Consider the following 20,492-nt stretch of genomic DNA (forward strand, 5'->3'; position numbering starts at 1 on the left):
TATCGGCTAGGAACATGGCTTTGGCTGGATACATTACCAAGATCATCATGGTAGAAACAGGACTTACCTACAAGCAAGTACGTAGAATGTACAAAGAGCTAGAAGATGAAGGTCTTGAAATTTGCAGGAAGAGTAGAACTGCGCGTGGAGGTGCAACTTTGATTCATAGCCATACATCAAAGATTGAAGCGTCTCTATTGATGCAGCTTTATTACAATATAGCTGGCGAAGCGGCCCTTCGTTCAATAAACATTGATGCACTCCATGTGGCTTACCAAATGTATTGCGCTATTAGAAATGAGACGCCTGGAATGAAAGGAACTCGTTGGCAGATGCTCGACATCACCGATGCGTGGTGTTTAGCCCAAGAGCTGCGTTCTGGTGAAGCTATGATAGAAACTTGTCATAGCTGCAAGTGCAACTACTTCACATCAGTTAATCAAAGAACAAGTGTGGATTGCCCTTTCTGTAAAAACCAAGCATGTAGCGGAAAAAATGAAGAAGAATCGCTCACCCATGAAAGCAACTATTCTTATGCTTGATTTGCTCATTGATTAAAAAAGGGGTGAGATTTCTCACCCCTTTTCTATTGGAACAACGCTCTATTTACAATCTGCGTCATACACTTTGCAGCAATTTACCTTTCAACCCATTCCTAGCTTTGTCTAACTTATTATTTTTCTCTTCAACCTGCTCTTCAAGTGGAGGGCTAAAGTGTTGGACTGTAGTCATTGCCCCACCTCTAAGAGCATACATACCTAACATAGCTAAACATCTAAGACGGTCACAACGTTCCTTATGATGCATTTGAGATAGCTCTTGATAAAGCTCGGGAAATGCCTGCTCTGAGACTTTGAAATTACTAATTTTCCCATCCCAATCACTACTAGCCATATGTCCCCCTTAACTAGCCGCAGAACCAAAAACCACGAGCATTCGATGCCACTGCGTTGGAAGGAACCACAACCTTTGAATGAGGGAACAGTTCTTTTGCAGCTTCTTTGTAAGCCGAAGCTCCTCCACCAGCAAGCAACACAGCATCAGCAGCCATACCTTCTTCACGCATAGACTTCTTCATAGGCGTTAATGCATTTGGAGCAACCTTAGACGCAGCCTTATCGAAGTACTCACTAAGAGGAACTTTCGAACCGTGTAGAAGCAATTCTTTCTTATTCGAGCGGATAGCTTTTTCGATTTTTTCTAATCCAGGTCCCGTACCATAGTCCTCTTGTATTAGTCTATTTAGTTCCTGTAGAAGAATAGACATTGCTTTCAGAGACGTACCAGAAGATTGATAACGTACCTCCCCCTCTTCGAGAGCGACCCAATCAACACTAAAAAACCCAGGGTCAATAACAACTGTTCGACCTTCATTTATGATTTCTAACAGTTCCTCATCATCGCAAGAACTAACCACATCCATATACGCTCCGGCAGGCTGAGGCACGACTACAACTGATTTCACCAGCACCTTTCTTTTAGGTGAAATTTGATGCTCACCAGTAAGACGTTCAACAAGTGCATCTCTCTTAGACTTATCCATAAACTGATCAACAGGAAGACCAGTTACAAGAACATCAATCTCTGAACGTCCGCTCAAAAGTAAGCCAGCTAAAAATAAAGCCTTATACGATTTGGTTGAGGGATAATCACCATGTAACTCTCTTTCCCAACCCTGCAATCGATCTGGCTCTACCCCAGCGACCCATTTTTCTCCGTCTATGTCCACCAGGATACAATTAGACGCGCCTCCCATTAACTGCTGAGGCATAAGCTCTGCTGGCCCAGCGCCTACAGGCAGAACTTCAACCTTAGGCTCTTCCCCCTTCTCTCCGTATGCAAGTTTTAAGTTTGAGTATCCAATATCTAGACCAAGAACAAACATGCCCCACTCCTATTAAATCAAAAAGTAATCACAAGATGGCTTTTAGATGCAATTCAGCCGATGAGAGACAATTTACATCACGACATTTACCAAGACCGCCTCCACAATTGCCCAAAAGGGGCGTTTAGATTGCTTTTCGATTAAAAAAACCAAAAAAAAGCAACAATCGAAGCATTTGCTCAAGACTCTTTAATAACCTCGCTGGTGTATAGTGAAATATTTATGAGTAGAAATCCTATATCTATCTGGATAAAACCGATACATAATCATAAAGATTGCAATATCTAGGATATTGGTAACAAATTATCCAGATAGATAGAGCGTTGACAAAAATAATTCACGAGCTATCGTAAGAGAGTACCTATCTATCTGGATAAAAGAGTTAAATCCTCCAGATAGATAGGTATTTGGATAGGAATTGGTTAGGAATTTTGCTATTAGCCACGCTAAAGCCAGCTCAGGAGCCTAAGAAATGAGTACGGATAAAACCAGTAAGAAGGCAAATATAGACTGGGATCTTTTGTTAGATCCCAAAAATGAGGATGAAAGATCTGAACTGTACCTTGATGACATTGAAGCAATATCAAGAGACTTTGTTCTAGAGATACAAACCGCACTAGAGCAAGAGATGAAAGTTCTTATCGTTGAAGCAAAGAAAAGAGCAGACGTACATTGGGCATCAAACAGAATAGCCAGAGAAGAAGAGGACGAAAATAATCAATGGCGATTCGGAACTAGGGCAAGAATGAATGGAAGAAGCCTATCTGCCGAATGGTTTTTAAACCGTTTCAAGCCAGATCCAAAGGGGGGTAAATCCCAAGTGTATTCAACATACCTCAAGAAAGGGACAGGCAATCAATACGACTTGTCAGCATTCAAAAAAGCCACTGACGATGAGTTCAAGTCCATAAAAATGACCGAAGAATACTACGCAGTGCTAAGACAACGCTCAAATGTACTAATGAAGATCCGTAGGCTTCTGAATGACTACGAAAAACTTATTGATAAGCGAAAGGTTGAACTATAAGAACAATGAACCAAGGAGACCAACATGAATTCTGTATCAGCCACTGAAATGGCAAAATTAGGCAAATGTGAAAAAATGATCAAACGATCACGAGTGAGTAAAAGGATCAACGAGAGAGCGCCTAGAAAGCTCTCTAACGCTTTTAACGGAACCAGTGATACATTGCGAGGTGAATTTGCTCACTTCTCCTATGAGAGTGCCACACAGCGCTTTATGACAGACAAACAAGTTAAATGCCGTCGTGTGCTGCAACTATGTTTAAGCGGTGCGTTCGCTATGGGATTGCTATCACTAGTAGCTTTATACGCAAGTTAAGCAAGGGTAATTTGCACTCACAAGACACAGAGGAATTGGTGTTAGTACAAAACTTATCCACTTTTTCTGTGGATAAAAACATCATTTGTCACCTCACAACAAACCTTACTGATACACAGAATTTGCACGTTGTTAAGAGCAGCATTGAGACACAGCAAAGGTTTTAATGTCAGAGTCGAAATAATGGCTTACATCCTCTCGGCTTACTTCCATTAGGTGATTACCCCCAAACACAACGCTGCCCTCTACAAATCACCAATCGGATACTAAACATGATTGCCAGGTAAAATTCGAACGAGACGAGAGCTCTAACAATGTCACAGCAGAACATAGCGTGACAAAACACAAATGACGCACCAGAACACACCAAGCCAATTAACATACAGACCCGATCAGTTAACCGATCGCGCCTTATGTCTATGAATCAATATCAAACCTACCCCAAAACCAAATTAGGGAGCTCTACCAATTAGCAACCTAAAAGACTCCAACAGTGCAGGTCCTAGAGTTAACGAAACCACTTGCTGGTCTTACGTTAATCCAGAAAATCAATGTGTATACTTGCCTTGCGGCCAGCTCAGAAGTTCTATTCTCAAGTATTGCGAGCTTTATTACCTTTGCAAACGCGGTATCCAGCTCACTATCGCCATACGATGAACGTCATAAAAAATGATGCAGATATGAATGTCTTGAAGATACCGAAGGATTTATGTAATGCTTGGTACTACCTAGTTGTGTTTCCTTCGGTCCATAGGAACTGCTTTGGTGAAAGCAAAGAAGATAAATAGCACTAGAGGCTAATCAATGAATTAGAACCCGGTTTGGTGATGTTTCCGAGCACCGAAATAACATCACACATCGAATCAAGACCGGATAGACAACTCAGAACCATTACTCGCCATAACCTCCACAATACCAAACAGAGCTAACGAAAGAACAAACACTCCAGCAAGCAGTAACATAAAGTACCCTATCTCTTTGACTGCGAACTTGAGAGCTGACAACAGAGAGACCTGTTTGCCGGAAATCTTTGAGTAACCCCACTGAAATGCCAGGAACGAAGCTAGGCCGCAAAACGCAACTATACCTGCAACAACCAGAGGTTGTTCTATCAAAACATCCTTATTCAGAAAGCCTTTTGAAATCGCTACTGAGAACAATCTACCAATCAAAAACCCAGCCCCCACAGCCACTCCACTGCGAATTAAGACGACCTTAAAAGACTGGGAATAACTTAGCGTTGTTCCGTTAGTACGCCGAGAAGTGTATTGCACCACCAGCGTGGATATAGCTAATCCAAAGAAAGTAATAACGACAAATTCCATACAAGGCTCTCCAAGCCAATTCTGAGCGTCCAATAAAAAGCATAGGACACTGATTTTCTTTAATCGACCGTACTGACATTTACTTTAACCAGCCGTGAATTAGTGTATTGCATCATCTTTATAAGGTCATATAATGAGCTTAAAAGGCAAACCGAAAACGGACTTGGCTTTTCAATGTGAAATATCGAAAAGCAACCCAAAGACGACATTTAGATTGAATGCTGGGTATGCATAAAAATAGATTGAATGCCGTCAAGAAAAGCAAAGTGCCTTTAAGGTAGTGTTTTGATAGATAAGGTAAAGTTGCATTGTTCACTAAAGGAACACAAAAGCAACCTAAAAACAACTTAGGAGTTAGGTAATGATAAATGGAAAACTAATAGGTTTAGGCGTGTCAATAATGTCGGTAATAATGACTGGTTGTGCGTCAACTTCCCAACCAGTGTCATACGATGAATCACACAGTCGTGCATATAACATCGCGCAGGCTGGTGGATTGTACGATGTAAGTGACAAATACGTCCCAAGAGAGAATTACGAGTCTTTGCAATTTGCAGGCAGCGCTGCGACAAACTCTCTTTTGTTTACCTCCTCCTTCGGTGCGAACCTAGATTTAACATCAGGGTTAGGATTGGGGCTTGTCACCTCTCTTTTAGAGCAGCCCGACACAGCATCCAGAAACAGCGTAATTGCATGGATGCCAAAGTCCGAAGCGTCATCCACCAAAAATGCTCAAGAAAAACTTTTGTCTGAAATGAAAACGGCCATTGAATCAACGCTAGAAGAAATGGGATTAGAGTATGAAGCAACAAATGGCAATTCCGAACGCAAAGTAGAGTTCTACTTTCACAGTGAAGAGTACGGTTGCCCCATATACAAACCAGGCATGACAAATGTGGATCTCTGCTACATAGCAACCGAAGTCTTTGAGCCCCGCGAAGCAAAGGCCCCTAGCTTTGTCGGAGTCGATGAAATTGATTCGTATGCTTTTGAATCAAACCACAGTGTTTACTACAACCGATTCCGAGTTACTCCCGGCAAAGGTAGCCATGTCCCAAGCGACAAAATATATTCACTTGTAAGCGGAAAACTTCCCTCTTGGGCTTATGTTTACGTAGCATCTGGGAACATACAGGTAGGTGAATCTAAATTTAAAACGCCTTATCTACTCGACAATGGCGAACCTCTATTGTTCATACACCCAGAGAACTAATTAGCTCTCCCCAAGCATTTTGCTTAGGGAGATTGCCTTTTTCAGGAGGTAGACATGCAGCAGCAGAAAGAACAAATTACACGCTCAACAATTTCATATAGAAACAAAAGAGCTAAAGAACAAATCCAGCACATACTCCAACTTGCCGAAAGGATTACCTCTGACGTCGAAAAGGAAAAACGAGAGTCCATGCATTTGTGTTTATGTTGCTATTACGCTCGTTCTCAACGAATAGGAGGAGCTGCGATAACATCAAAACCTTGTGGTGTTTGCGAAGAAACAATGCAGTTCGGCTCAACTGCTACTGATGCAGTCTGCGACAGCTGTGCAAAGGAACAGGGGTTATGTAAACAGTGCGGAGCAGACATTGAATTGGCGGAAAGAAGAAAGCCGTACCCTTTTGAGAATGAGATAAATAAAAAGGAACTTTCAAATGATCAATGAGGAATGGTTTTCTGAATTAGAAACAGTTCTGTTTGTGTTGGAGGACTGTCAGGTTGACTGTGATGGAATGACTTATCTAGTAAGCCATCTTCTGAAACAAGCCAACGTTGAACACTGTTGCATGTTCGGCTATGTAACAGAAAAGTCGTCAGGAGACGTAGTAACCCCTCATTGCTGGATTACATTGCCAGGAGACTACATCGTTGATCTCAGACTTAGAATGTGGCTTGGGGATTTCGATCATATTCCCCACGGCGTATTTAAATCAAGCTGCACACCAGATATCGTCTACGAAGGAAAAGGGCTAAGAGACTCAAATTTAGATGTAGACACCTTAGATATGATGTCTGACGGTAGACTTTCACATGTGAAAGTCCCCTCTTTGCTTCACTAGTGCTCCACCAGCTGCAATAGCCCCTTCTACACGGGGCTCTTCCCTGCCCTAAAAGTCTTTCACGCTACCCCTTCCCTCATACCGAACCTAAATGCTTAGTACTTCCTAAGTGGCTACGTGACAAATATTTAAGGGGCTATATAATGATACTATAAAGTAATCGAGAGTATCTTATGAATATAGTCTTGTTGTTAGTTTCACTGATTGTCGCTCCATTTCTAATTGCCAAAGTAGACCTATGGCGGAAAAAGCATTTGCATGAGGTGCTCAGCTGGTGGAGTGAAGAAAACATGCCAAAAGAGTTGAGAAACGCAACTCTGTTTCTTTGTGAAGAAGATGTGGCAACAACACTACCTGTACCTCTGCATGGAAGAGTTGATCAGGTTTTTTTATCAAAAAAGAAAGTCCTTATCCCTCTGGATACCAAGTTAAGGAAAGATAACAGGATCTTTGAATCGGATGTAATCCAGCTATCTGTATACCGAGTGATTCTTAAAAATCAATACAACTTAGAGGTATCCGATTACGGGTACGTTAGAACGGTTGTCCCACAGCCCGACGGAAAGAACAAGGTTCGTTACATCAGAACAAAGTTACTGAATGAAAAAAAAGTCGTCTCTCTCTACTACAAATATCAGGCTATTAGGCAAGGACTAATAAAGACGTCCTGTTCGTGTGAGGGATTGTTTCATTGAGTTCTCAGTTGCCCTTATTGGGCATGTTGCCGTGAGAAGCTTTTGCTGTTTATCCGTTACTCTCATGGCAAAGGAGGGCTTATGCCATTAACAAGAATCAATAAAGCAATGATGTTGCTGATATCTATCGGCGGAGTAATTGCTGGTCTTGCAGGTAAACCTATCGTCGCCTGTACAGCATTAGGGGTAGTTCTTTGGCTTGCGGCCAAGAATGGAGGCTCAAACTCCATCATAGAAATCCGCAAAAAAGCAGCCAAATCAGCGTTCGACAATATGGATCTTGTCATTGATAACAAACGCTGGCTCGGGAAGGATGCAACGGTTGTTAAGGTTTCAAACATCACTGCGGCCAACGAGATAAAAGTGCCTTGGAACCTACAAATTCTTGCTAAATCGGTCAGAGGCACTTGGTTCACTGTAGATATGAGTGTGATTGGGAAAGACCAAATCCTAATCATGGCAATTAATGAGATTGATGAAAGCACAGTCAAGCGTCTGTTAGCGAATGATCACGACTTATACCGTCAATACTTCGGTGAACCAGAGTTGGCGTAAGGAGCGAAATGTGGAAAGAACTCAAACACCAGAAAAAAGTGAAGAAAACCTTAGTAACAAGCCATTGAATCAAGCTGGCTATGCTCAATGCCTGTTTATCCTTATCCAATCAGTGCTTTTCCCTGAGCTTGGCGCTGGTGGAGCAATGATCGCTGCCTTATGTGCAATGATGCCTTGGATGGTTATGTACGCTAAAAAAATGCCAGCACGAGTATTCGGTATGGTCATGGCATCTCTACTGCTAACCCCCTTCTATTCAATGCTATGCCTATTTGTCTTGAAGGTCATTGGAGTTGGAGTGTAGTGCGCATGGATCTATTGGCCCCATTCCTAATATCCGACTTGGAGAGACATGGCGCGAGTCAAGAGCTTATTCGTAATGCACAAAGCTTAAAACACTCGGCTTTCCGTTATAAACAAAAAGATATTGAAGAGCTGTCCAGAAAGCTTGGTATAGAAAGCCAGGAGTTGATGGATGGGCATGTTCAATATATGACTTCAAGATTCACGAGGAAAATGAGCGGCATCATTTCATCATACCTAATGAAAGATACCGGACATTTCGCTATTCAATGTACAGAGCTTTGCCGAGAAGCAGAAGCACTTAGCCTTAAACGCAACCGCGAAGGAAAGCTGGTTCCGTATAGTGCAGCAAATGCTGTGGCTGTTGATCGAATGCTTGATGTCGTCATAGCCAGGGCAACGGAGCTTAAAAATAGAATAGCGGATGAGTTCTTCAACGCAGAAACTAGCTCTGTCTTCATAGAACAAAGAGAAGCTGGCACATTTTGCCCAGAAAAAAAGACTAAAAAACGTAAAGCAAGGCGAAGAAAGAGTTCACCTATTTACGTCAAAGGAAAACCCTACGCTAGTTTAACCGAACTGGCCCAACAAACTGGTAAAGCAGAAAGGACTCTCTATTCAAGGATTAGGGATAAAGGGCTATTAAAAGCCTACCAAACCAACACTATGACAGATGAGAACTGGAACTCAGTCTTATCTGAACCACCAGCTCCAAACAAGGGCCCAAAGGCGGCCAACAAACCTATCACCTATAAAGGTGATTCCTACCCCACGTTAAACCATCTAGCCGAAGCCGCTAACTTAACGTACTCGGCTCTCTACCAGAGACTTCGACATCGAGAATTATTGGAAAAGGCACGATGTAACGAGCTTTCAGATATGGACTGGGAAAAGGTACTCAACGCTATTCCCCCTAATCGAAAAGCCGATGTTGAAATTGTGATAAATGGCAAGGGATACCCTTCCGTTGCGGCAGTCGCTACTAATTTCGGGTTAGCGGAATCCACGTTATCAGAGAGGTTAAAACAAGCCGACAAACTTGAATTAGCGAAAGAGAACAAATTAACCGAGGAAGAATGGGAGCTGTTTCTGGTTCCACCTCACCCAGGTCGAAAACAAACCACAACTAAGGAATAAACATGAGTGAAAACAATAAACCAGAAGCATGGGAAAAAGACATGATTAAAGATCTGGTCTTTACCCTCCATAAGGAACAGGTAAAAGACAGAAGATGGCGAAGAGGGATTCAGTTGATTCGCTCCCTTGGCTTTGTCCTTATGATAGTTGCATTTCTAACCGTAGCTTCAAATCCAGGAGGACTACCTTGGCAGACATCCAAAGCTGACACTCCACATGTTGCATTCATTAATATCAAAGGAGAAATCGCTGCGGGTTCACTTGCAGATGAAGATCATCTAATACCTTCCATTCAGGCTGCTTTCAAAAATCCCCATGCAAAAGCTGTCGTTCTACGAATAAACAGTCCTGGTGGAAGCCCTGTGCAAGCAGGTCGAATATACGAAGAGATTCAAGCTCAAAAAGCAGAATACCCAGAAAAACAAGTTATCGCTGTAATTGATGATATCGGTGCATCTGGTGGCTATTACATCGCCGTGGCCGCAGACAAAATTTATGCGGACAAAGCAAGTATGGTTGGCTCTATTGGTGTCATCAGTTCTGGCTTCGGATTTACCGGGCTCATGGAAAAATTGGGTATTGAAAGACGAGCTATAACATCTGGTGAAAACAAAGCTTTGTTAGACCCATTCTCCCCTCTTTCAGAAGAGATAACTAGCTTCTGGAAGGAAGTGCTATCGAAAACCCACCAGCAGTTCATCGAGCGAGTAAAAGAGAGCCGTGGTGAACGACTCAAAGCCGATCCAAAAGTGTTCTCTGGATTGATCTGGAATGGAGAGCAAGCACTTGAGATTGGGTTAATTGATGGTTTAGGAAGCCTACACTCTATTTCTCGCAATGTTATAGAAGAAACAAACCTCGTTGATTACTCACCAAGTGAAGACATCGTTAAGCGCTTAACACAACGCGCAAAAATGGAAGCTTCAACCCTGATTCATGAATTGGCAACTGTAAAAGTTTACTAAGGACAAAATGTAATGTCAGAACAAACCACACCACAACAACAAAAATCATTCAGTCCAATGCAGAAAAAGCTACTGGCCGTTGGTGCTGCTATGACCCTAATTTTGGGAGCGTCTGTCGCTACAGTGGGATATCAAATTTACCAGACCAAAGAGTTGCTCATTCAAGAGCGCGATTCTCTCCAGTCGAAGATTACTCAACTAGAAAGTGACTATCGCTTTAAATCAGAAGAGCGCTTTAACAATGCAGTTCAAAAAGCACTGGAACATTTCGTTCAACAGAAACGCGAACAGGATATTCAGGCTAAATACGCAAAATACGAATCAGCTCCCGAACAAGTGCCTGACGATAAACGCATATATGGAAACCTGAACGCTCGATTCACGCTGGTGGAATTTTCTGACCTGGAGTGTCCGTTCTGCAAAAAATTCCACGACACACCAAAAGAAGTGGTGGATGCAAGTAACGGGAATATCAACTGGCAATGGAAACATCTGCCATTGAGTTTTCATAACCCAGCGGCAGAAAAAGAAGCGTTAGCAGCGGAATGTGTTGCTGAACAAAAAGGCAACCGTGGATTCTGGGTGTTCTTAGACGAAGTATTTGCCAAATCACAAGGCAATGGTGGTGGAGTGCCTAATTTGGCAGAAGTTATTGAGAGTGTTGGTGCCGATGCTTCCCTAGTTCGAGAGTGTTTAGCTTCTGGCCGTTACGACCTGAAAATAGCAGCAGATGTGAAGCAAGCTACTGAAAATGGCATTTCAGGTACACCAGCGACTTTCATCGTAGATAACCAAACTGGGAAAACTCAGCTTATTCGTGGGGCACAGCCATCACAAGCTATCGCGGCCATCATTCGAAAAATGATGATTGAATCCGAAAACAACTAACAACAGAGGATGTAATTGATGTTAAGAAGAACAGCTTTAGCAGCTGCTCTACTATCAGTGTTGGCAGGATGTGGTGGTTCCAGTGGAGGCACTGGAACTACTTCCAATGGCAATGGTAGTGAAAGCAATAACCAAGACAACTCAACAGAAACAACAACGGTCGCTAAGCGAGAATGGCAAAAAGAAGTGTTACTGAGCTCTCCAACAAGAGATGCAACACTTCCTGTCATCCAGCTACAAAACGAAAATGGTTCGGCTGTTCTATACAGTGCCTGGGTCGAAGAAGCCAACAATGACAAACCGGATGAGCTATATGCTTCTGTAGCCCCTATCGAAGACTATGCGAATGGCAATGTACCTAACAAAGTCAAGATAAGTGCCGATATTGGTGAAATACTAAGATCAGACTGGCAACCATTCATTGTCGATGAAAACCACTACAAGAGCTCTGTTCAAATGAGCCTTTCAAATCATGGTAATGCCTATATTACATGGGTACAGAGAGACAATAGTAACAACCAGAAACTGAACGTTTCCTATTACGACGCAACAACACAAGAATGGTCCCCACCATTAGAAGTTGATCATGTACTTATGACTGACGCGGCAGCTACGAATGAGGAAAGTCGAGTAAAAATCACCGACAACACTCTCTTCACTGACCCGTCAGGACAAAGCATCGTTATCTGGCAAACTCCGATTTTTGGCTCCGATACAAATGCATTGGCAATAGCCTGGTTAAGCAACGACGGCACAAAAGCCAATATCATTGCAACGACAGAACTTTCGAGAAATATAAAAACAAACAGTGACGGTGAAGTTAAAAGTGCTATCTCGATACATTCAGTAGAAACTTCTCCTGGCGTACTTGAAATCCTAAGTATCGAAAAGGGCGCTGATGATGAAAATGATGTCCTAGCCAAACATACCGTCAAACTTGGTCCATTCAATACGCCTGTAGTGGAACGCAGCGTTATTGATGATGATGGAGTCAAGAGTGGTTTAGCATCTATCAACACTAACCTTACTAGCTATGCGCTATGGTCTGAAAGCCGAGGGTCGGGTTCTTCTGACCTAATCGGCGTAACATGGCGTAATGACAACAATGGTTACTCTCCTATCTCAGGCATTCCCAATATAAGTGCCGATGCAGGGCAAGCTAGCTTAACCAGTACCAATGGAGATGTTCATGCTGTGTGGCGTCAACGCGACAATGTTGTTGGCAATACCATCAGAACAGAGAAGCTAATGTTTGCCACATTAGAACAATCCATAGCAAGTAACGTCACAGAGCTCAATTCAAACGGTGCTATATATCCACGTTTGTTTTCTGGAAATGACGACAAGTTATATACAACTTGGAATGGCGAGTACTTCCATATCAAAGAGGCATACATCGAATCTGGAGATATCCATTGGCAAGAAACATATCGTCCATCCTGTGACCCAACAACAGCGATTGATGACCTCTTGTGTGGTCTAGGTGTGCGGGAACGGTACAGCGCGATGGTCGATGGAGATTATGGTGCAATGTCATGGCTGAAAGATGTAAATGGCACAAAGTCAGTATTTATCTCTATCAGCACAAATTGACTTTCACATGTGAAAGCGGCCCCAGTAATTGGGGCCTTTTTGATTGGAGACTACTAAGTCCCCATCCAAAAAGGGCTTCTGGTTCAACGATGACAGTATCCGTCACAGCTATGGATCGGAATTAAATGAAAAAACAACCTAAAAACAACTTTCACATGTGAAAGTGGAATAGGTAAGGAGTGTTATGAAACCACAAATGATGATAAAAATGGCAGCAGCCTACATGATGGCATCAGCTGTAATTTGGAGTGCTGGAGTATGGTTACTAGAACTACCCTCGCCTCTTGGTACTCAAACATGGACGACGTGGTTGGGAGGTCCAATTTTAGTTCTAGTATGCGCATCTTTCATTTCGTACTTGCTTGTAACCTATCACTCAACTGGATTGCTCTTCACTAAAATTTGGATGCTGTGCAATGTCTGCTTGTCTGGGTACAGCCTATTCATGACGTTCAATGATCTAATGCTGGCTGGTGGATGTTTAGCGATTCTCTTAGGGTCTCTTTGGTTCTTGAAGGAACTGGAGCGACCAGAAATGAAAGGGGCCTATACCGCTATTTCGGCATTACACAAACAAATGTGGAATGCTCTATCAGGACAACAGTAAGGAATTAATCATGCTTAAAAAAATTCTAACTACCACCCTTCTCTACTTCGTTTTTAATGCACCAATTATGGCTGAAACCTTTTATGGGAAGGTGGTACGAGTCAGCGATGGTGACACTATAAAAGTCCTCACAGATGCCTCATGCACTGGCACCTATCAGTGTACCGATGGTAAAAAAGAACACCGTATTAGACTTGCAGAAATCGACACACCCGAGTCGAAACAACCCTGGGGAAAGAAAGCAAAACAAGCCCTTCTTTCTATAGTGGGTGGGAAAGTCGTTCGTGTAGAACAAACCGACGTTGATCGTTATGGCCGCATTGTTGGTCATATCTACGTCGATGATTTGTGGGTAAACGGACAACTGGTAAAAACGGGTAACGCATGGGTATACAGGCGGTATGCAAAAAGCACTGAACTGTTTTCTTACGAGCAAGAGGCAAAACAGAATGGTGTAGGCTTATGGGCATTGCCGGAGGCAGAAAGAATGCCACCTTGGGAATGGAGACGTAAAAAGTGAAACTATCCATTAACAACCAACTGGGTAGGGATGTAAGCACATTGGCTTTGAATGTATTTGGTATTTTTGTCTATATCAGCCTGATCCGGATATACCTCCACCAGCTGACGCTTCCAGAGCCACTACTTTTTGCTCTTATGTTCTCCCTTGTATTCAATATCTACTATGAGTTTAAAGCGGGGATATCCCGCTTAACCCATGTAAGAATACTGTGTACCATCATTATCTTTTGTGTTGCGGCATTCCTTGCCCAAGAGATTAGAGGTGTCTATCTAACAACTATGACCGAACTTACAAACTACGAGAACGCAGAAGAACTCATAGGGCAAGAGTACTTAAAAGCTGCTCAAAATAGAGTTGTTGGTTACGGTGGGTGTTTTGCAGTTGGTTTGGTAACGGCGAGAATGTTGCTCTACAAAATCTTAGTTAACGTGGCAAGTAGAGTTTTGGTATTGCCTAACTATCGCGGTAACGTTTGTCCAATGTGCCAGCAACCGACACAAATCCACTAAATCCTCAGCCGACTTTCACATGTGAAAGTCGGTACTTCATCATATCACCTGACGATAGAAGCCCTTTCTCCACAAAGCATTTCATCAAAGACATACTCAAAAAAAATCGCTCTCGCTCACTAAGGTTCAAAATGTTGGCGTTATGCATTTCACGATATGCAATTACCGTCATCATACTTGCTTCAAGCGGTTCTGCTTGGCCTATTACTGCTTTAATGTCTGGCAGGCTATCTAGATCCACGCCAGGCACAGCTTCGTGCAGTGTATTTAATTTAAACACTAATATTTACCCAATAAATAAGTTGCTTTCAAAGGTTCACGATAAGTAATAGTTAATATAGTAGATCTTATCAATGAACATAAAATGTTCTGTCAGAACATCGCAAGGATCTCATTATAGATAAAGAAGATCCAACTCGCACTTTCACATGTGAAAGTCTGTGGCATAAGTTGGCAGGAATCTCATATTTTACAAAACGTTACCCTAGCTAAGTCGCCATAAACTCAACAATGAATCACTTTAAAGAGCTCCCATTATCCAATTAGTTCAATTCCATCGAAGAGATATACCGACATCTCTACAGGATTTAGATATTGCCATTTCATTTAAAGAACTATAAAATGATTCTATGAATTATTAATATTGGTCTGGAGCATAAATGAAACCAAACATGCAGGGGCAGCTGGAGCTTTTCCATGTGGAAGAAGCTTATGCACAAGCTGATGGTCCAATGACCAATGCCGAGCTATATGCGAAGGTAGCAAGTATAGCCGGGCTATCAGAGGCTGAAATCAATACTAAAGCCGAAATCGGCAAAGCCAAGGCACAACACAGCCCTATCAAAAGAAAAATTCGTTGGTTTCAGCAAACATTAAAGTCCATGAATATCATCCAAAAAGTGGACGGTGAGCGTGGCGTATAGAAGCTGGCAAACAAAAATAAAAAAGGGCTTCATGAAGCAATGGGCGAAGTAAAGCTTGTCGCATATTCAACAAATCTAGGCATCGCTATTTGGGGAAATAGCAAAAAGGTATTCACAGAGCTTGGAGAACCGATCCACCTTTGTGTGACATCCCCTCCGTATCCTTTAAAAATCGAGCGCGGGTATGGGAATGTTAGTGAACAGGCATGGGTGGACTTTATCACCGAGTCTTTGGAACCAATTGTAGAAAACTTGGTGCCAGGGGGTTCTGTGGTACTCAACGTGAGTAACGACATTTTTGAAAGTAAACGCCCTTCGCGTTCAACTTACCTTGAACGTATGGTCTTAGCTCTAAATGATCGATTAGGGCTTTCATTAATGGACCGTTGGCCCTGGATAAACACATCCAAGCCACCAGCTCCAACCCAATGGGCTTGCGTTAACCGTATGCAGCTTTGTTCCGCGTGGGAACCTGTTTACTGGTTTACGAACGATCCAGACCGAGTTCGCTCTGATAACCGAAGAGTTTTGGTAGAGCACACTGAGCAACATAAGAAATTACTCGAACAAGGGGGCGATAGTCGTATCGCTACTTACGGTGATGGTGCTTACCGATTAAGAGGGAATGCCTTTTCCAATAAAACGCAAGGCAAGATCCCTAAAAACATAATCCAACGAGGTCATCGTTGTGCTGATACATCAGCAGTAAGGAAGATAGCCAAGGAATTGGGTTTACCACCACACCCTGCAATGTTTCCTACAGACATTCCATCATTCGCTATTGAGTTCCTAACCAATGAAGATGAGCTGGTGGTTGATCTCTTTTCTGGTAGCAATAAAACCGGACTGGCAGCGGAGAGAGCGGGGCGACGTTGGGTTGCATGTGACTTAATTTTAGAGTACGTGCGAACACAAGCTGAGTTGTTTAGCTCGTTTGCTGGCTTTTGGATGAATCCTGCTTTGGCCTGTGTCGGTCGAAGTGTTAAATAAACTCGTGATTACTGGAGAGTACATTATGAACAAACCTTCAAACACACCAAGCACACTGGTTGTATCCATGCTTTGTATTTTAGTCCTGGCTCTGGAGTTTGCTGCTGTAACCCATTTTACTGGTTCTACTTCACCTTTAGATTGGGATCGCATCACGCTTATCTCCGTTGCTTATTTAGCCGCAAGCACCATCTTAGGTGCCACATTTTGCTTGGTTAAAAGCAAGTTGCGTTTCAATACTCTGCAACATCAAAAAAATCTGGGATAGCAAGAATGCCAGAGCAATGTGATAAAGCAGGACTAAGCCGTTGGTGCAATAACCAGGATGTTCGACAGGTTCAGCAAAGGGCCTGTCGTACATATGTGTAGTGAGTATGATTTCGACCATGCTGTTGGTTATATCGTTCAAGTACGAGAGAAGCGTGACGCATATGGCTCTGAACAATATCTTGTGCGTCATCCAAATGGAGAGCTACACACACATGAAAACCAATCCTTCTGGCTACTAAACGAAGAGCATCAAGGGCAAGCTTTAGCTTTATTTGCCCAAAAGCCAACAGAAGAGGGGAGCGATACTGTTTACACGGTAGCCGAAGGTTTTCCAGAATCCGGCTATATCATTCCTTTTAAAAAAGGTGCGCCAGAGAGCGAAAATCAGCATCTAACTATGGCAATTACTATCACGGAGAACAAATAGAATGGACCCTAAAAAGAAAGAGCTTGCGGAAATGTTCATTCAGAGTTGTATTGAGCAAGGCTTAACTATGGACGAGTCAGCTGAATTGTCAGCTCATATACTCATATCAGCTGTTAGTGCAAACGGGAAAAGTCATACGAGAATTGAGATTGCCAATCTCGGCTCAGTGGAAGTAGATTGCTAAGGGCTCTAGGAGGCAAGGATGGCTCCTAGAGAATGGCAAATCCATTGCCAGCGATATCAAAGTGTTTGTTCTTCATCACCAGACCAGAAGAAGGATTAACTATAAACCGTTGCTTTTTAATAGCAGGAGTATTTGGAACGCGCTTGATTGAAGCTGTGGCCGAAAAAACAACAAACGCCAAAAGAGCAACTACGGCAACCTGCCATGAAAAGTAAGCTACGCCAGACCAAAAGACGACCATTACTACTGCATTTTTATGAACAAGCCTAAGCAGAGGCATCAACCAGAAAACAACCGCTACGCTGATTACAGCCAAACCCCATTGATTATCGTTAGTTTCAATCATAGCAACGCCAAGAAGAATCACTGCTAAAGCAACTAGGTTAAGTATGTGTCTCATTTTTCGTCTCCTTAATTGACTCTGGAAAGCTATCTCGGCATCACCGTCAAGCCCTCATTCAATTCAACTTACACTTCCATAATATCATGGAATTAAAAAATGCAACCGTGACCCAGAAACACGCTTAGCCCACTTTCACATGTGAAAGTCTTATGTAGCAATGCCTAAGAGCGTGATCTGGCTTTTCCTAAAATTAAGGTATGGTCGAACATTTCCTAAAATTAAGCTATAACGTGAAATGTAAAGCGTTCTATTGTCCTTTTTTAAGGTATAAATCACATCTATTTGGCTTGTTTTCCTCTTTTTAAGGTATGTGGTATGCTTCAAAAAAACATTACGGTATTAAAAAATGAGTAGTAACACAGACAATTTAGAAGGGTATTTCCCTGCTGAGATAGTCAACGAGGCATTTGGCAGCAGGCCATCGACTACTACGTTAATGGATTGCATCTTTTTGCCAGGTAGAATTCCGCGAGACTTAATTACAAGGATCAGTGGTAACAAGGCTGAACTTGAGCAACAGCTACTGGCACAAAAGCCTCTTCTATCCACCAGCTTGTCAAAGCCATACTGGAAGAAGGGGACTAATAAACGTGAATTCGATGCCGTTAGAATCGACGTATACAGTGCTGTCTGCTTGGCCGATGACAGACATCTACTGGAAGGGATCGTTAGTGTAGGGGGGATGTACGTAGACCTATCTGGCTTAACGCTTCGCCAGGCTATTGAGCTCGCGCAGATTAATGTCGAACTGGATAAGTTGTCACACCAATACCACAACCTTCTCGATACAAAAATGTTTAGTGGGGTATACGACTACTTCCTTTGTGACTTCACAACACTGTTTGAGTTCTTGAACCTGAAAAATCAAAAGGCCAACAAGAACACAGTAATGACAAGACTTCAAAGGCTATCACAAATGTTACTGGTCTTGGATTACGAGAAGGATGGTGAAACGCTACCTCACTACCACACGCGAATGAAGCTGGTGGACAGCAACTACATTCCATTGCTGGTTCTGGATGGGATTAAAAATAAAGGATCTATCAGGGCAGATACGATCACTCACTTCATAGTTGGAGTGCATAAGACTTTCACTGCGTCTTTGCGACAAGAGGGAGCTATTAGCCGGAAACGTTTTTTAAAAGTCTACCCGCAGCTAACGGGCAAACATGCTGTTACTGACTTCTGTAAATATATTGATGCTCATAAGCGTGAATATGTACATGGTAAGTATCTGAGTCACCTTATTAAAGATTACTATGCCAACAAGGTTAGAGTGTCTAAACAGCATCTGAGTCGCCATATCAATAACACTATGGCCGAAGTCATTTTGAAAAAGGATGTGTTATTGCGAGATTTCCGATTGCTACTCCAAGAGAAAGTACGTGACGATGGTAAGCAAGATATTATGCTGTTGTACCTGGGCGATGAAGAGAAAGAAGAGGTAACGACATGACAACAACACTCCACAATGAGGATGTTATCGCTCTAAGCGAAGAAGACATTAATGAAAGTTTAGCCAATTCCAACAAAGAACAGATTTTGAAAGGTTTGTTTCGAGGCAGTGTCGGATTTCTGATCGCTCCACCTGATTCTGGTAAGAGCTATTTGTCTTTATCAATAGCTTATGAGATGGCTTTGCCAGAGTACCCATTAATTGGTGTACGGGATGAGGAAAACAAAGTGCTTAGAACTTTGATATGGCCGATCGAAGATTCCTTGCCCGGAACACTTCCGCGTATCAAAGCACATTTGACTGAGTTCTCCACCAGCATCAAAGACCGATTAAAATCGAGCATTGGGATATACAAGCATTCTGATCCAATTTGTAGTTCAGGCTCATCTAAACATACTAAAGAGTGGGAAGAAGCATCCAGTGCACTGGAAAAACTTATTGCCACGGCCAAAGGGTACGACTTGGTAGTTATAGATACATTGCGTGATGCAATTGGCTCAGCTGACGTAGTAGATGATGACTATTACATCAGAATTGCTTTGGAGAGGCTTGCCAATGAAGCGAATGTCGCGGTTCTTGTTGTTCACCATCCGACAAAAGATGTGAGCAGAGGAAAGGAGATAATCAACAGCGTCTCTGGCTCTGGTTTATCTTCCACTCTCTCAAAGTCAAAACTTCATCTGTATTTAGATCAGTTGATAGACAAGAAAGATGGAACGGTACAAGAGACTCGTTTGCGTCATATCAAAGCTAACTATGTGCCTTTTGACCAGCAGTGGAGAAAACCGATAAGGCTGCACTGGAGTAACAATTCACTATTGCACGTTGATCAAGAAGTCGTTATCCAACTTAGAAATGATCAATTAGACGGTGATAGTGATAATGAGAAAAAGCCAGGAGCAGATAAACCAGTTAAAAGACGGTTATCGCGTCTTTCAGAAGAGCCAGGATTGATACACAGAGATGACTCCCTTCTATCTGAGGAATCGAAGCGCTTGGCCCAACAAACCAGTCATGGCCCATTTGGTGGTGGCATGGCATCAGAGCTCTCCGAACTTCGTACTGGTAAGTCCTCCAAGTAATCCAATTCCTTAAATTAAGCTATTGCTTAACGCCTTTTTCCTAAAATTAAGCTATATATACGGATTAAGGCGTTTCCTCATTTTAAGCTTAGATATAGGTGTGTTTCCTAATATTAAGCTATGTGATAGAGATGAACTTCCTAATATTAAGCTTCAATTTCCTAATATTAAGCTTTAGCTTACAGAAACAAAGCTTAAAGTTAGGAAATTTCCTGATATTAAGCTACCTAACACGCTGCATGATCTTATGATCCTATGGATCTATATATGATCAGTAGCGTTCACCGCTGATGCGGCTTCGCTGATCACTCAACTTCGTTTCACTGCTATGAGCAGTAAAACAAAGTCGAGCGATTCAATTAAAACCCGCTTCCATATT

26 protein-coding genes are annotated in these 20,492 nt (G+C 42.4%); 21 read left to right on the plus strand and 5 right to left on the minus strand.

Going from position 1 to position 20,492, the window contains the following annotated elements; translation table 11 throughout:
- Positions 1 to 14 precede the first annotated feature (14 nt).
- The gene (locus R7P69_RS16395; protein WP_342749706.1) at positions 15 to 542 is read left to right on the plus strand and encodes a FlhC family transcriptional regulator; all 528 of its coding nucleotides are present in this window, start codon (positions 15 to 17) and stop codon (positions 540 to 542) included.
- A gap of 76 nt (positions 543 to 618) precedes the next feature.
- Here R7P69_RS16395 and R7P69_RS16400 read toward each other — a convergent pair whose 3' ends face one another.
- Positions 619 to 894, minus strand: a complete 276-nt coding sequence (locus R7P69_RS16400) for a hypothetical protein (RefSeq protein ID WP_014386840.1) — start codon at positions 892 to 894, stop codon at positions 619 to 621.
- 13 nt (positions 895 to 907) lie between these two features.
- Positions 908 to 1,885 carry a ParM/StbA family protein gene (locus tag R7P69_RS16405; protein WP_014386841.1) on the minus strand — a complete coding sequence of 326 codons (978 nt, stop codon included), beginning with the start codon at positions 1,883 to 1,885 and terminating at the stop codon, positions 908 to 910.
- Between the two features lie 472 nt (positions 1,886 to 2,357).
- Here R7P69_RS16405 and mobI point away from each other — a divergent pair, with 472 nt between their 5' ends.
- Together mobI and R7P69_RS16415 are read left to right on the plus strand one after the other, a co-directional pair.
- Positions 2,358 to 2,912 (plus strand): conjugative transfer protein MobI(A/C), encoded by a 555-nt coding sequence (mobI, locus tag R7P69_RS16410; protein WP_014386842.1) that lies wholly within the window; start codon positions 2,358 to 2,360, stop codon positions 2,910 to 2,912.
- 24 nt (positions 2,913 to 2,936) lie between these two features.
- Complete coding sequence (locus R7P69_RS16415) at positions 2,937 to 3,227, plus strand: hypothetical protein (RefSeq protein WP_014386843.1); 291 nt, start codon at positions 2,937 to 2,939, stop codon at positions 3,225 to 3,227.
- A gap of 863 nt (positions 3,228 to 4,090) precedes the next feature.
- Here the strand turns inward: R7P69_RS16415 and R7P69_RS16420 are convergent.
- A complete protein-coding gene (locus R7P69_RS16420; protein WP_014386844.1) occupies positions 4,091 to 4,552 on the minus strand; it encodes a hypothetical protein in 462 nt (153 codons plus the stop codon).
- Positions 4,553 to 4,952: 400 nt separating this feature from the next.
- Between R7P69_RS16420 and R7P69_RS16425 the strand changes: the two genes are divergently transcribed.
- The 12 genes from R7P69_RS16425 to R7P69_RS16480 all read left to right on the plus strand — a co-directional run bounded on the left by R7P69_RS16425 (position 4,953) and on the right by R7P69_RS16480 (position 14,378).
- Positions 4,953 to 5,765, plus strand: a complete 813-nt coding sequence (locus R7P69_RS16425) for a hypothetical protein (protein ID WP_181726419.1) — start codon at positions 4,953 to 4,955, stop codon at positions 5,763 to 5,765.
- A gap of 54 nt (positions 5,766 to 5,819) precedes the next feature.
- Positions 5,820 to 6,209: a hypothetical protein gene (locus R7P69_RS16430; RefSeq protein ID WP_014386846.1), complete on the plus strand. Its 390-nt coding sequence runs from the start codon at positions 5,820 to 5,822 to the stop codon at positions 6,207 to 6,209.
- A 67-nt stretch (positions 6,210 to 6,276) separates the two neighbouring features.
- Entirely contained in the window at positions 6,277 to 6,603 is a 327-nt protein-coding gene (locus R7P69_RS16435; protein WP_235618392.1) for a hypothetical protein, read from the plus strand.
- A 776-nt stretch (positions 6,604 to 7,379) separates the two neighbouring features.
- Positions 7,380 to 7,853, plus strand: coding sequence for a hypothetical protein (locus R7P69_RS16440; RefSeq protein WP_014386849.1), 474 nt, complete (start codon positions 7,380 to 7,382; stop codon positions 7,851 to 7,853).
- A gap of 10 nt (positions 7,854 to 7,863) precedes the next feature.
- Positions 7,864 to 8,157: a hypothetical protein gene (locus tag R7P69_RS16445; RefSeq protein WP_014386850.1), complete on the plus strand. Its 294-nt coding sequence runs from the start codon at positions 7,864 to 7,866 to the stop codon at positions 8,155 to 8,157.
- Positions 8,158 to 8,162: 5 nt separating this feature from the next.
- Positions 8,163 to 9,293 carry a hypothetical protein gene (locus tag R7P69_RS16450; protein WP_014386851.1) on the plus strand — a complete coding sequence of 377 codons (1,131 nt, stop codon included), beginning with the start codon at positions 8,163 to 8,165 and terminating at the stop codon, positions 9,291 to 9,293.
- A gap of 2 nt (positions 9,294 to 9,295) precedes the next feature.
- A complete protein-coding gene (sppA, locus tag R7P69_RS16455; protein WP_014386852.1) occupies positions 9,296 to 10,258 on the plus strand; it encodes a signal peptide peptidase SppA in 963 nt (320 codons plus the stop codon).
- Between the two features lie 12 nt (positions 10,259 to 10,270).
- Positions 10,271 to 11,146, plus strand: coding sequence for a DsbA family protein (locus R7P69_RS16460; protein ID WP_032073044.1), 876 nt, complete (start codon positions 10,271 to 10,273; stop codon positions 11,144 to 11,146).
- 18 nt (positions 11,147 to 11,164) lie between these two features.
- Positions 11,165 to 12,739: a hypothetical protein gene (locus R7P69_RS16465; protein WP_032073045.1), complete on the plus strand. Its 1,575-nt coding sequence runs from the start codon at positions 11,165 to 11,167 to the stop codon at positions 12,737 to 12,739.
- Between the two features lie 184 nt (positions 12,740 to 12,923).
- On the plus strand, positions 12,924 to 13,346 hold the full coding sequence (locus R7P69_RS16470) for a hypothetical protein (RefSeq protein WP_017086025.1): 423 nt from the start codon (positions 12,924 to 12,926) through the stop codon (positions 13,344 to 13,346).
- Between the two features lie 67 nt (positions 13,347 to 13,413).
- A complete protein-coding gene (locus tag R7P69_RS16475) occupies positions 13,414 to 13,866 on the plus strand; it encodes a thermonuclease family protein (RefSeq protein WP_228209261.1) in 453 nt (150 codons plus the stop codon).
- Positions 13,863 to 14,378: a hypothetical protein gene (locus R7P69_RS16480; RefSeq protein WP_032073046.1), complete on the plus strand. Its 516-nt coding sequence runs from the start codon at positions 13,863 to 13,865 to the stop codon at positions 14,376 to 14,378. Before R7P69_RS16475 ends, R7P69_RS16480 begins: the two co-directional genes overlap by 4 nt.
- A 4-nt stretch (positions 14,379 to 14,382) precedes the next feature.
- Here the strand turns inward: R7P69_RS16480 and R7P69_RS16485 are convergent, their stop codons facing one another.
- Entirely contained in the window at positions 14,383 to 14,658 is a 276-nt protein-coding gene (locus R7P69_RS16485; protein ID WP_032073047.1) for a hypothetical protein, read from the minus strand.
- 379 nt (positions 14,659 to 15,037) lie between these two features.
- On the opposite strand from R7P69_RS16485, the gene R7P69_RS16490 reads away from it, so the two are divergent.
- From R7P69_RS16490 to R7P69_RS16505, 4 genes are read left to right on the plus strand one after another with little or no spacing between them, the layout of a single operon-like run.
- The gene (locus tag R7P69_RS16490; RefSeq protein WP_226977602.1) at positions 15,038 to 15,301 is read left to right on the plus strand and encodes a hypothetical protein; all 264 of its coding nucleotides are present in this window, start codon (positions 15,038 to 15,040) and stop codon (positions 15,299 to 15,301) included.
- Positions 15,302 to 15,340: 39 nt separating this feature from the next.
- Positions 15,341 to 16,291: a DNA-methyltransferase gene (locus R7P69_RS16495; RefSeq protein WP_046224247.1), complete on the plus strand. Its 951-nt coding sequence runs from the start codon at positions 15,341 to 15,343 to the stop codon at positions 16,289 to 16,291.
- Positions 16,292 to 16,316: 25 nt separating this feature from the next.
- Positions 16,317 to 16,559 carry a hypothetical protein gene (locus R7P69_RS16500; protein ID WP_014386860.1) on the plus strand — a complete coding sequence of 81 codons (243 nt, stop codon included), beginning with the start codon at positions 16,317 to 16,319 and terminating at the stop codon, positions 16,557 to 16,559.
- A gap of 57 nt (positions 16,560 to 16,616) precedes the next feature.
- The gene (locus R7P69_RS16505; protein ID WP_180827199.1) at positions 16,617 to 16,988 is read left to right on the plus strand and encodes a hypothetical protein; all 372 of its coding nucleotides are present in this window, start codon (positions 16,617 to 16,619) and stop codon (positions 16,986 to 16,988) included.
- Between the two features lie 209 nt (positions 16,989 to 17,197).
- Here R7P69_RS16505 and R7P69_RS16510 read toward each other — a convergent pair whose 3' ends face one another.
- Positions 17,198 to 17,572, minus strand: coding sequence for a hypothetical protein (locus R7P69_RS16510; protein WP_052715035.1), 375 nt, complete (start codon positions 17,570 to 17,572; stop codon positions 17,198 to 17,200).
- A 349-nt stretch (positions 17,573 to 17,921) separates the two neighbouring features.
- On the opposite strand from R7P69_RS16510, the gene R7P69_RS16515 reads away from it, so the two are divergent.
- Positions 17,922 to 19,031: a hypothetical protein gene (locus tag R7P69_RS16515; RefSeq protein WP_046224245.1), complete on the plus strand. Its 1,110-nt coding sequence runs from the start codon at positions 17,922 to 17,924 to the stop codon at positions 19,029 to 19,031.
- Complete coding sequence (locus R7P69_RS16520) at positions 19,028 to 20,113, plus strand: AAA family ATPase (protein WP_046224244.1); 1,086 nt, start codon at positions 19,028 to 19,030, stop codon at positions 20,111 to 20,113. Before R7P69_RS16515 ends, R7P69_RS16520 begins: the two co-directional genes overlap by 4 nt.
- The last annotated feature ends 379 nt before the right edge of the window (positions 20,114 to 20,492 follow it).

The organism is Vibrio sp. 661, from assembly GCF_033339315.1.
In the GTDB taxonomy this organism is placed as follows: domain Bacteria; phylum Pseudomonadota; class Gammaproteobacteria; order Enterobacterales; family Vibrionaceae; genus Vibrio; species Vibrio alginolyticus.

What these genes read in the sequence shown, in the direction of transcription:
- R7P69_RS16395 (WP_342749706.1), top strand. Translation starts at nt 15, where the DNA reads ATGGCTTTGGCTGGATACATTACCAAGATCATCATGGTAGAAACAGGA.
- R7P69_RS16400 (WP_014386840.1), bottom strand. Translation starts at nt 894, where the DNA reads ATGGCTAGTAGTGATTGGGATGGGAAAATTAGTAATTTCAAAGTCTCA.
- R7P69_RS16405 (WP_014386841.1), bottom strand. Translation starts at nt 1,885, where the DNA reads ATGTTTGTTCTTGGTCTAGATATTGGATACTCAAACTTAAAACTTGCA.
- mobI (WP_014386842.1), top strand. Translation starts at nt 2,358, where the DNA reads ATGAGTACGGATAAAACCAGTAAGAAGGCAAATATAGACTGGGATCTT.
- R7P69_RS16415 (WP_014386843.1), top strand. Translation starts at nt 2,937, where the DNA reads ATGAATTCTGTATCAGCCACTGAAATGGCAAAATTAGGCAAATGTGAA.
- R7P69_RS16420 (WP_014386844.1), bottom strand. Translation starts at nt 4,552, where the DNA reads ATGGAATTTGTCGTTATTACTTTCTTTGGATTAGCTATATCCACGCTG.
- R7P69_RS16425 (WP_181726419.1), top strand. Translation starts at nt 4,953, where the DNA reads ATGTCGGTAATAATGACTGGTTGTGCGTCAACTTCCCAACCAGTGTCA.
- R7P69_RS16430 (WP_014386846.1), top strand. Translation starts at nt 5,820, where the DNA reads ATGCAGCAGCAGAAAGAACAAATTACACGCTCAACAATTTCATATAGA.
- R7P69_RS16435 (WP_235618392.1), top strand. Translation starts at nt 6,277, where the DNA reads ATGACTTATCTAGTAAGCCATCTTCTGAAACAAGCCAACGTTGAACAC.
- R7P69_RS16440 (WP_014386849.1), top strand. Translation starts at nt 7,380, where the DNA reads ATGCCATTAACAAGAATCAATAAAGCAATGATGTTGCTGATATCTATC.
- R7P69_RS16450 (WP_014386851.1), top strand. Translation starts at nt 8,163, where the DNA reads ATGGATCTATTGGCCCCATTCCTAATATCCGACTTGGAGAGACATGGC.
- sppA (WP_014386852.1), top strand. Translation starts at nt 9,296, where the DNA reads ATGAGTGAAAACAATAAACCAGAAGCATGGGAAAAAGACATGATTAAA.
- R7P69_RS16460 (WP_032073044.1), top strand. Translation starts at nt 10,271, where the DNA reads ATGTCAGAACAAACCACACCACAACAACAAAAATCATTCAGTCCAATG.
- R7P69_RS16465 (WP_032073045.1), top strand. Translation starts at nt 11,165, where the DNA reads ATGTTAAGAAGAACAGCTTTAGCAGCTGCTCTACTATCAGTGTTGGCA.
- R7P69_RS16470 (WP_017086025.1), top strand. Translation starts at nt 12,924, where the DNA reads ATGAAACCACAAATGATGATAAAAATGGCAGCAGCCTACATGATGGCA.
- R7P69_RS16475 (WP_228209261.1), top strand. Translation starts at nt 13,414, where the DNA reads ATGGCTGAAACCTTTTATGGGAAGGTGGTACGAGTCAGCGATGGTGAC.
- R7P69_RS16490 (WP_226977602.1), top strand. Translation starts at nt 15,038, where the DNA reads ATGAAACCAAACATGCAGGGGCAGCTGGAGCTTTTCCATGTGGAAGAA.
- R7P69_RS16495 (WP_046224247.1), top strand. Translation starts at nt 15,341, where the DNA reads ATGGGCGAAGTAAAGCTTGTCGCATATTCAACAAATCTAGGCATCGCT.
- R7P69_RS16500 (WP_014386860.1), top strand. Translation starts at nt 16,317, where the DNA reads ATGAACAAACCTTCAAACACACCAAGCACACTGGTTGTATCCATGCTT.
- R7P69_RS16505 (WP_180827199.1), top strand. Translation starts at nt 16,617, where the DNA reads ATGTTCGACAGGTTCAGCAAAGGGCCTGTCGTACATATGTGTAGTGAG.
- R7P69_RS16510 (WP_052715035.1), bottom strand. Translation starts at nt 17,572, where the DNA reads ATGAGACACATACTTAACCTAGTTGCTTTAGCAGTGATTCTTCTTGGC.
- R7P69_RS16515 (WP_046224245.1), top strand. Translation starts at nt 17,922, where the DNA reads ATGAGTAGTAACACAGACAATTTAGAAGGGTATTTCCCTGCTGAGATA.
- R7P69_RS16520 (WP_046224244.1), top strand. Translation starts at nt 19,028, where the DNA reads ATGACAACAACACTCCACAATGAGGATGTTATCGCTCTAAGCGAAGAA.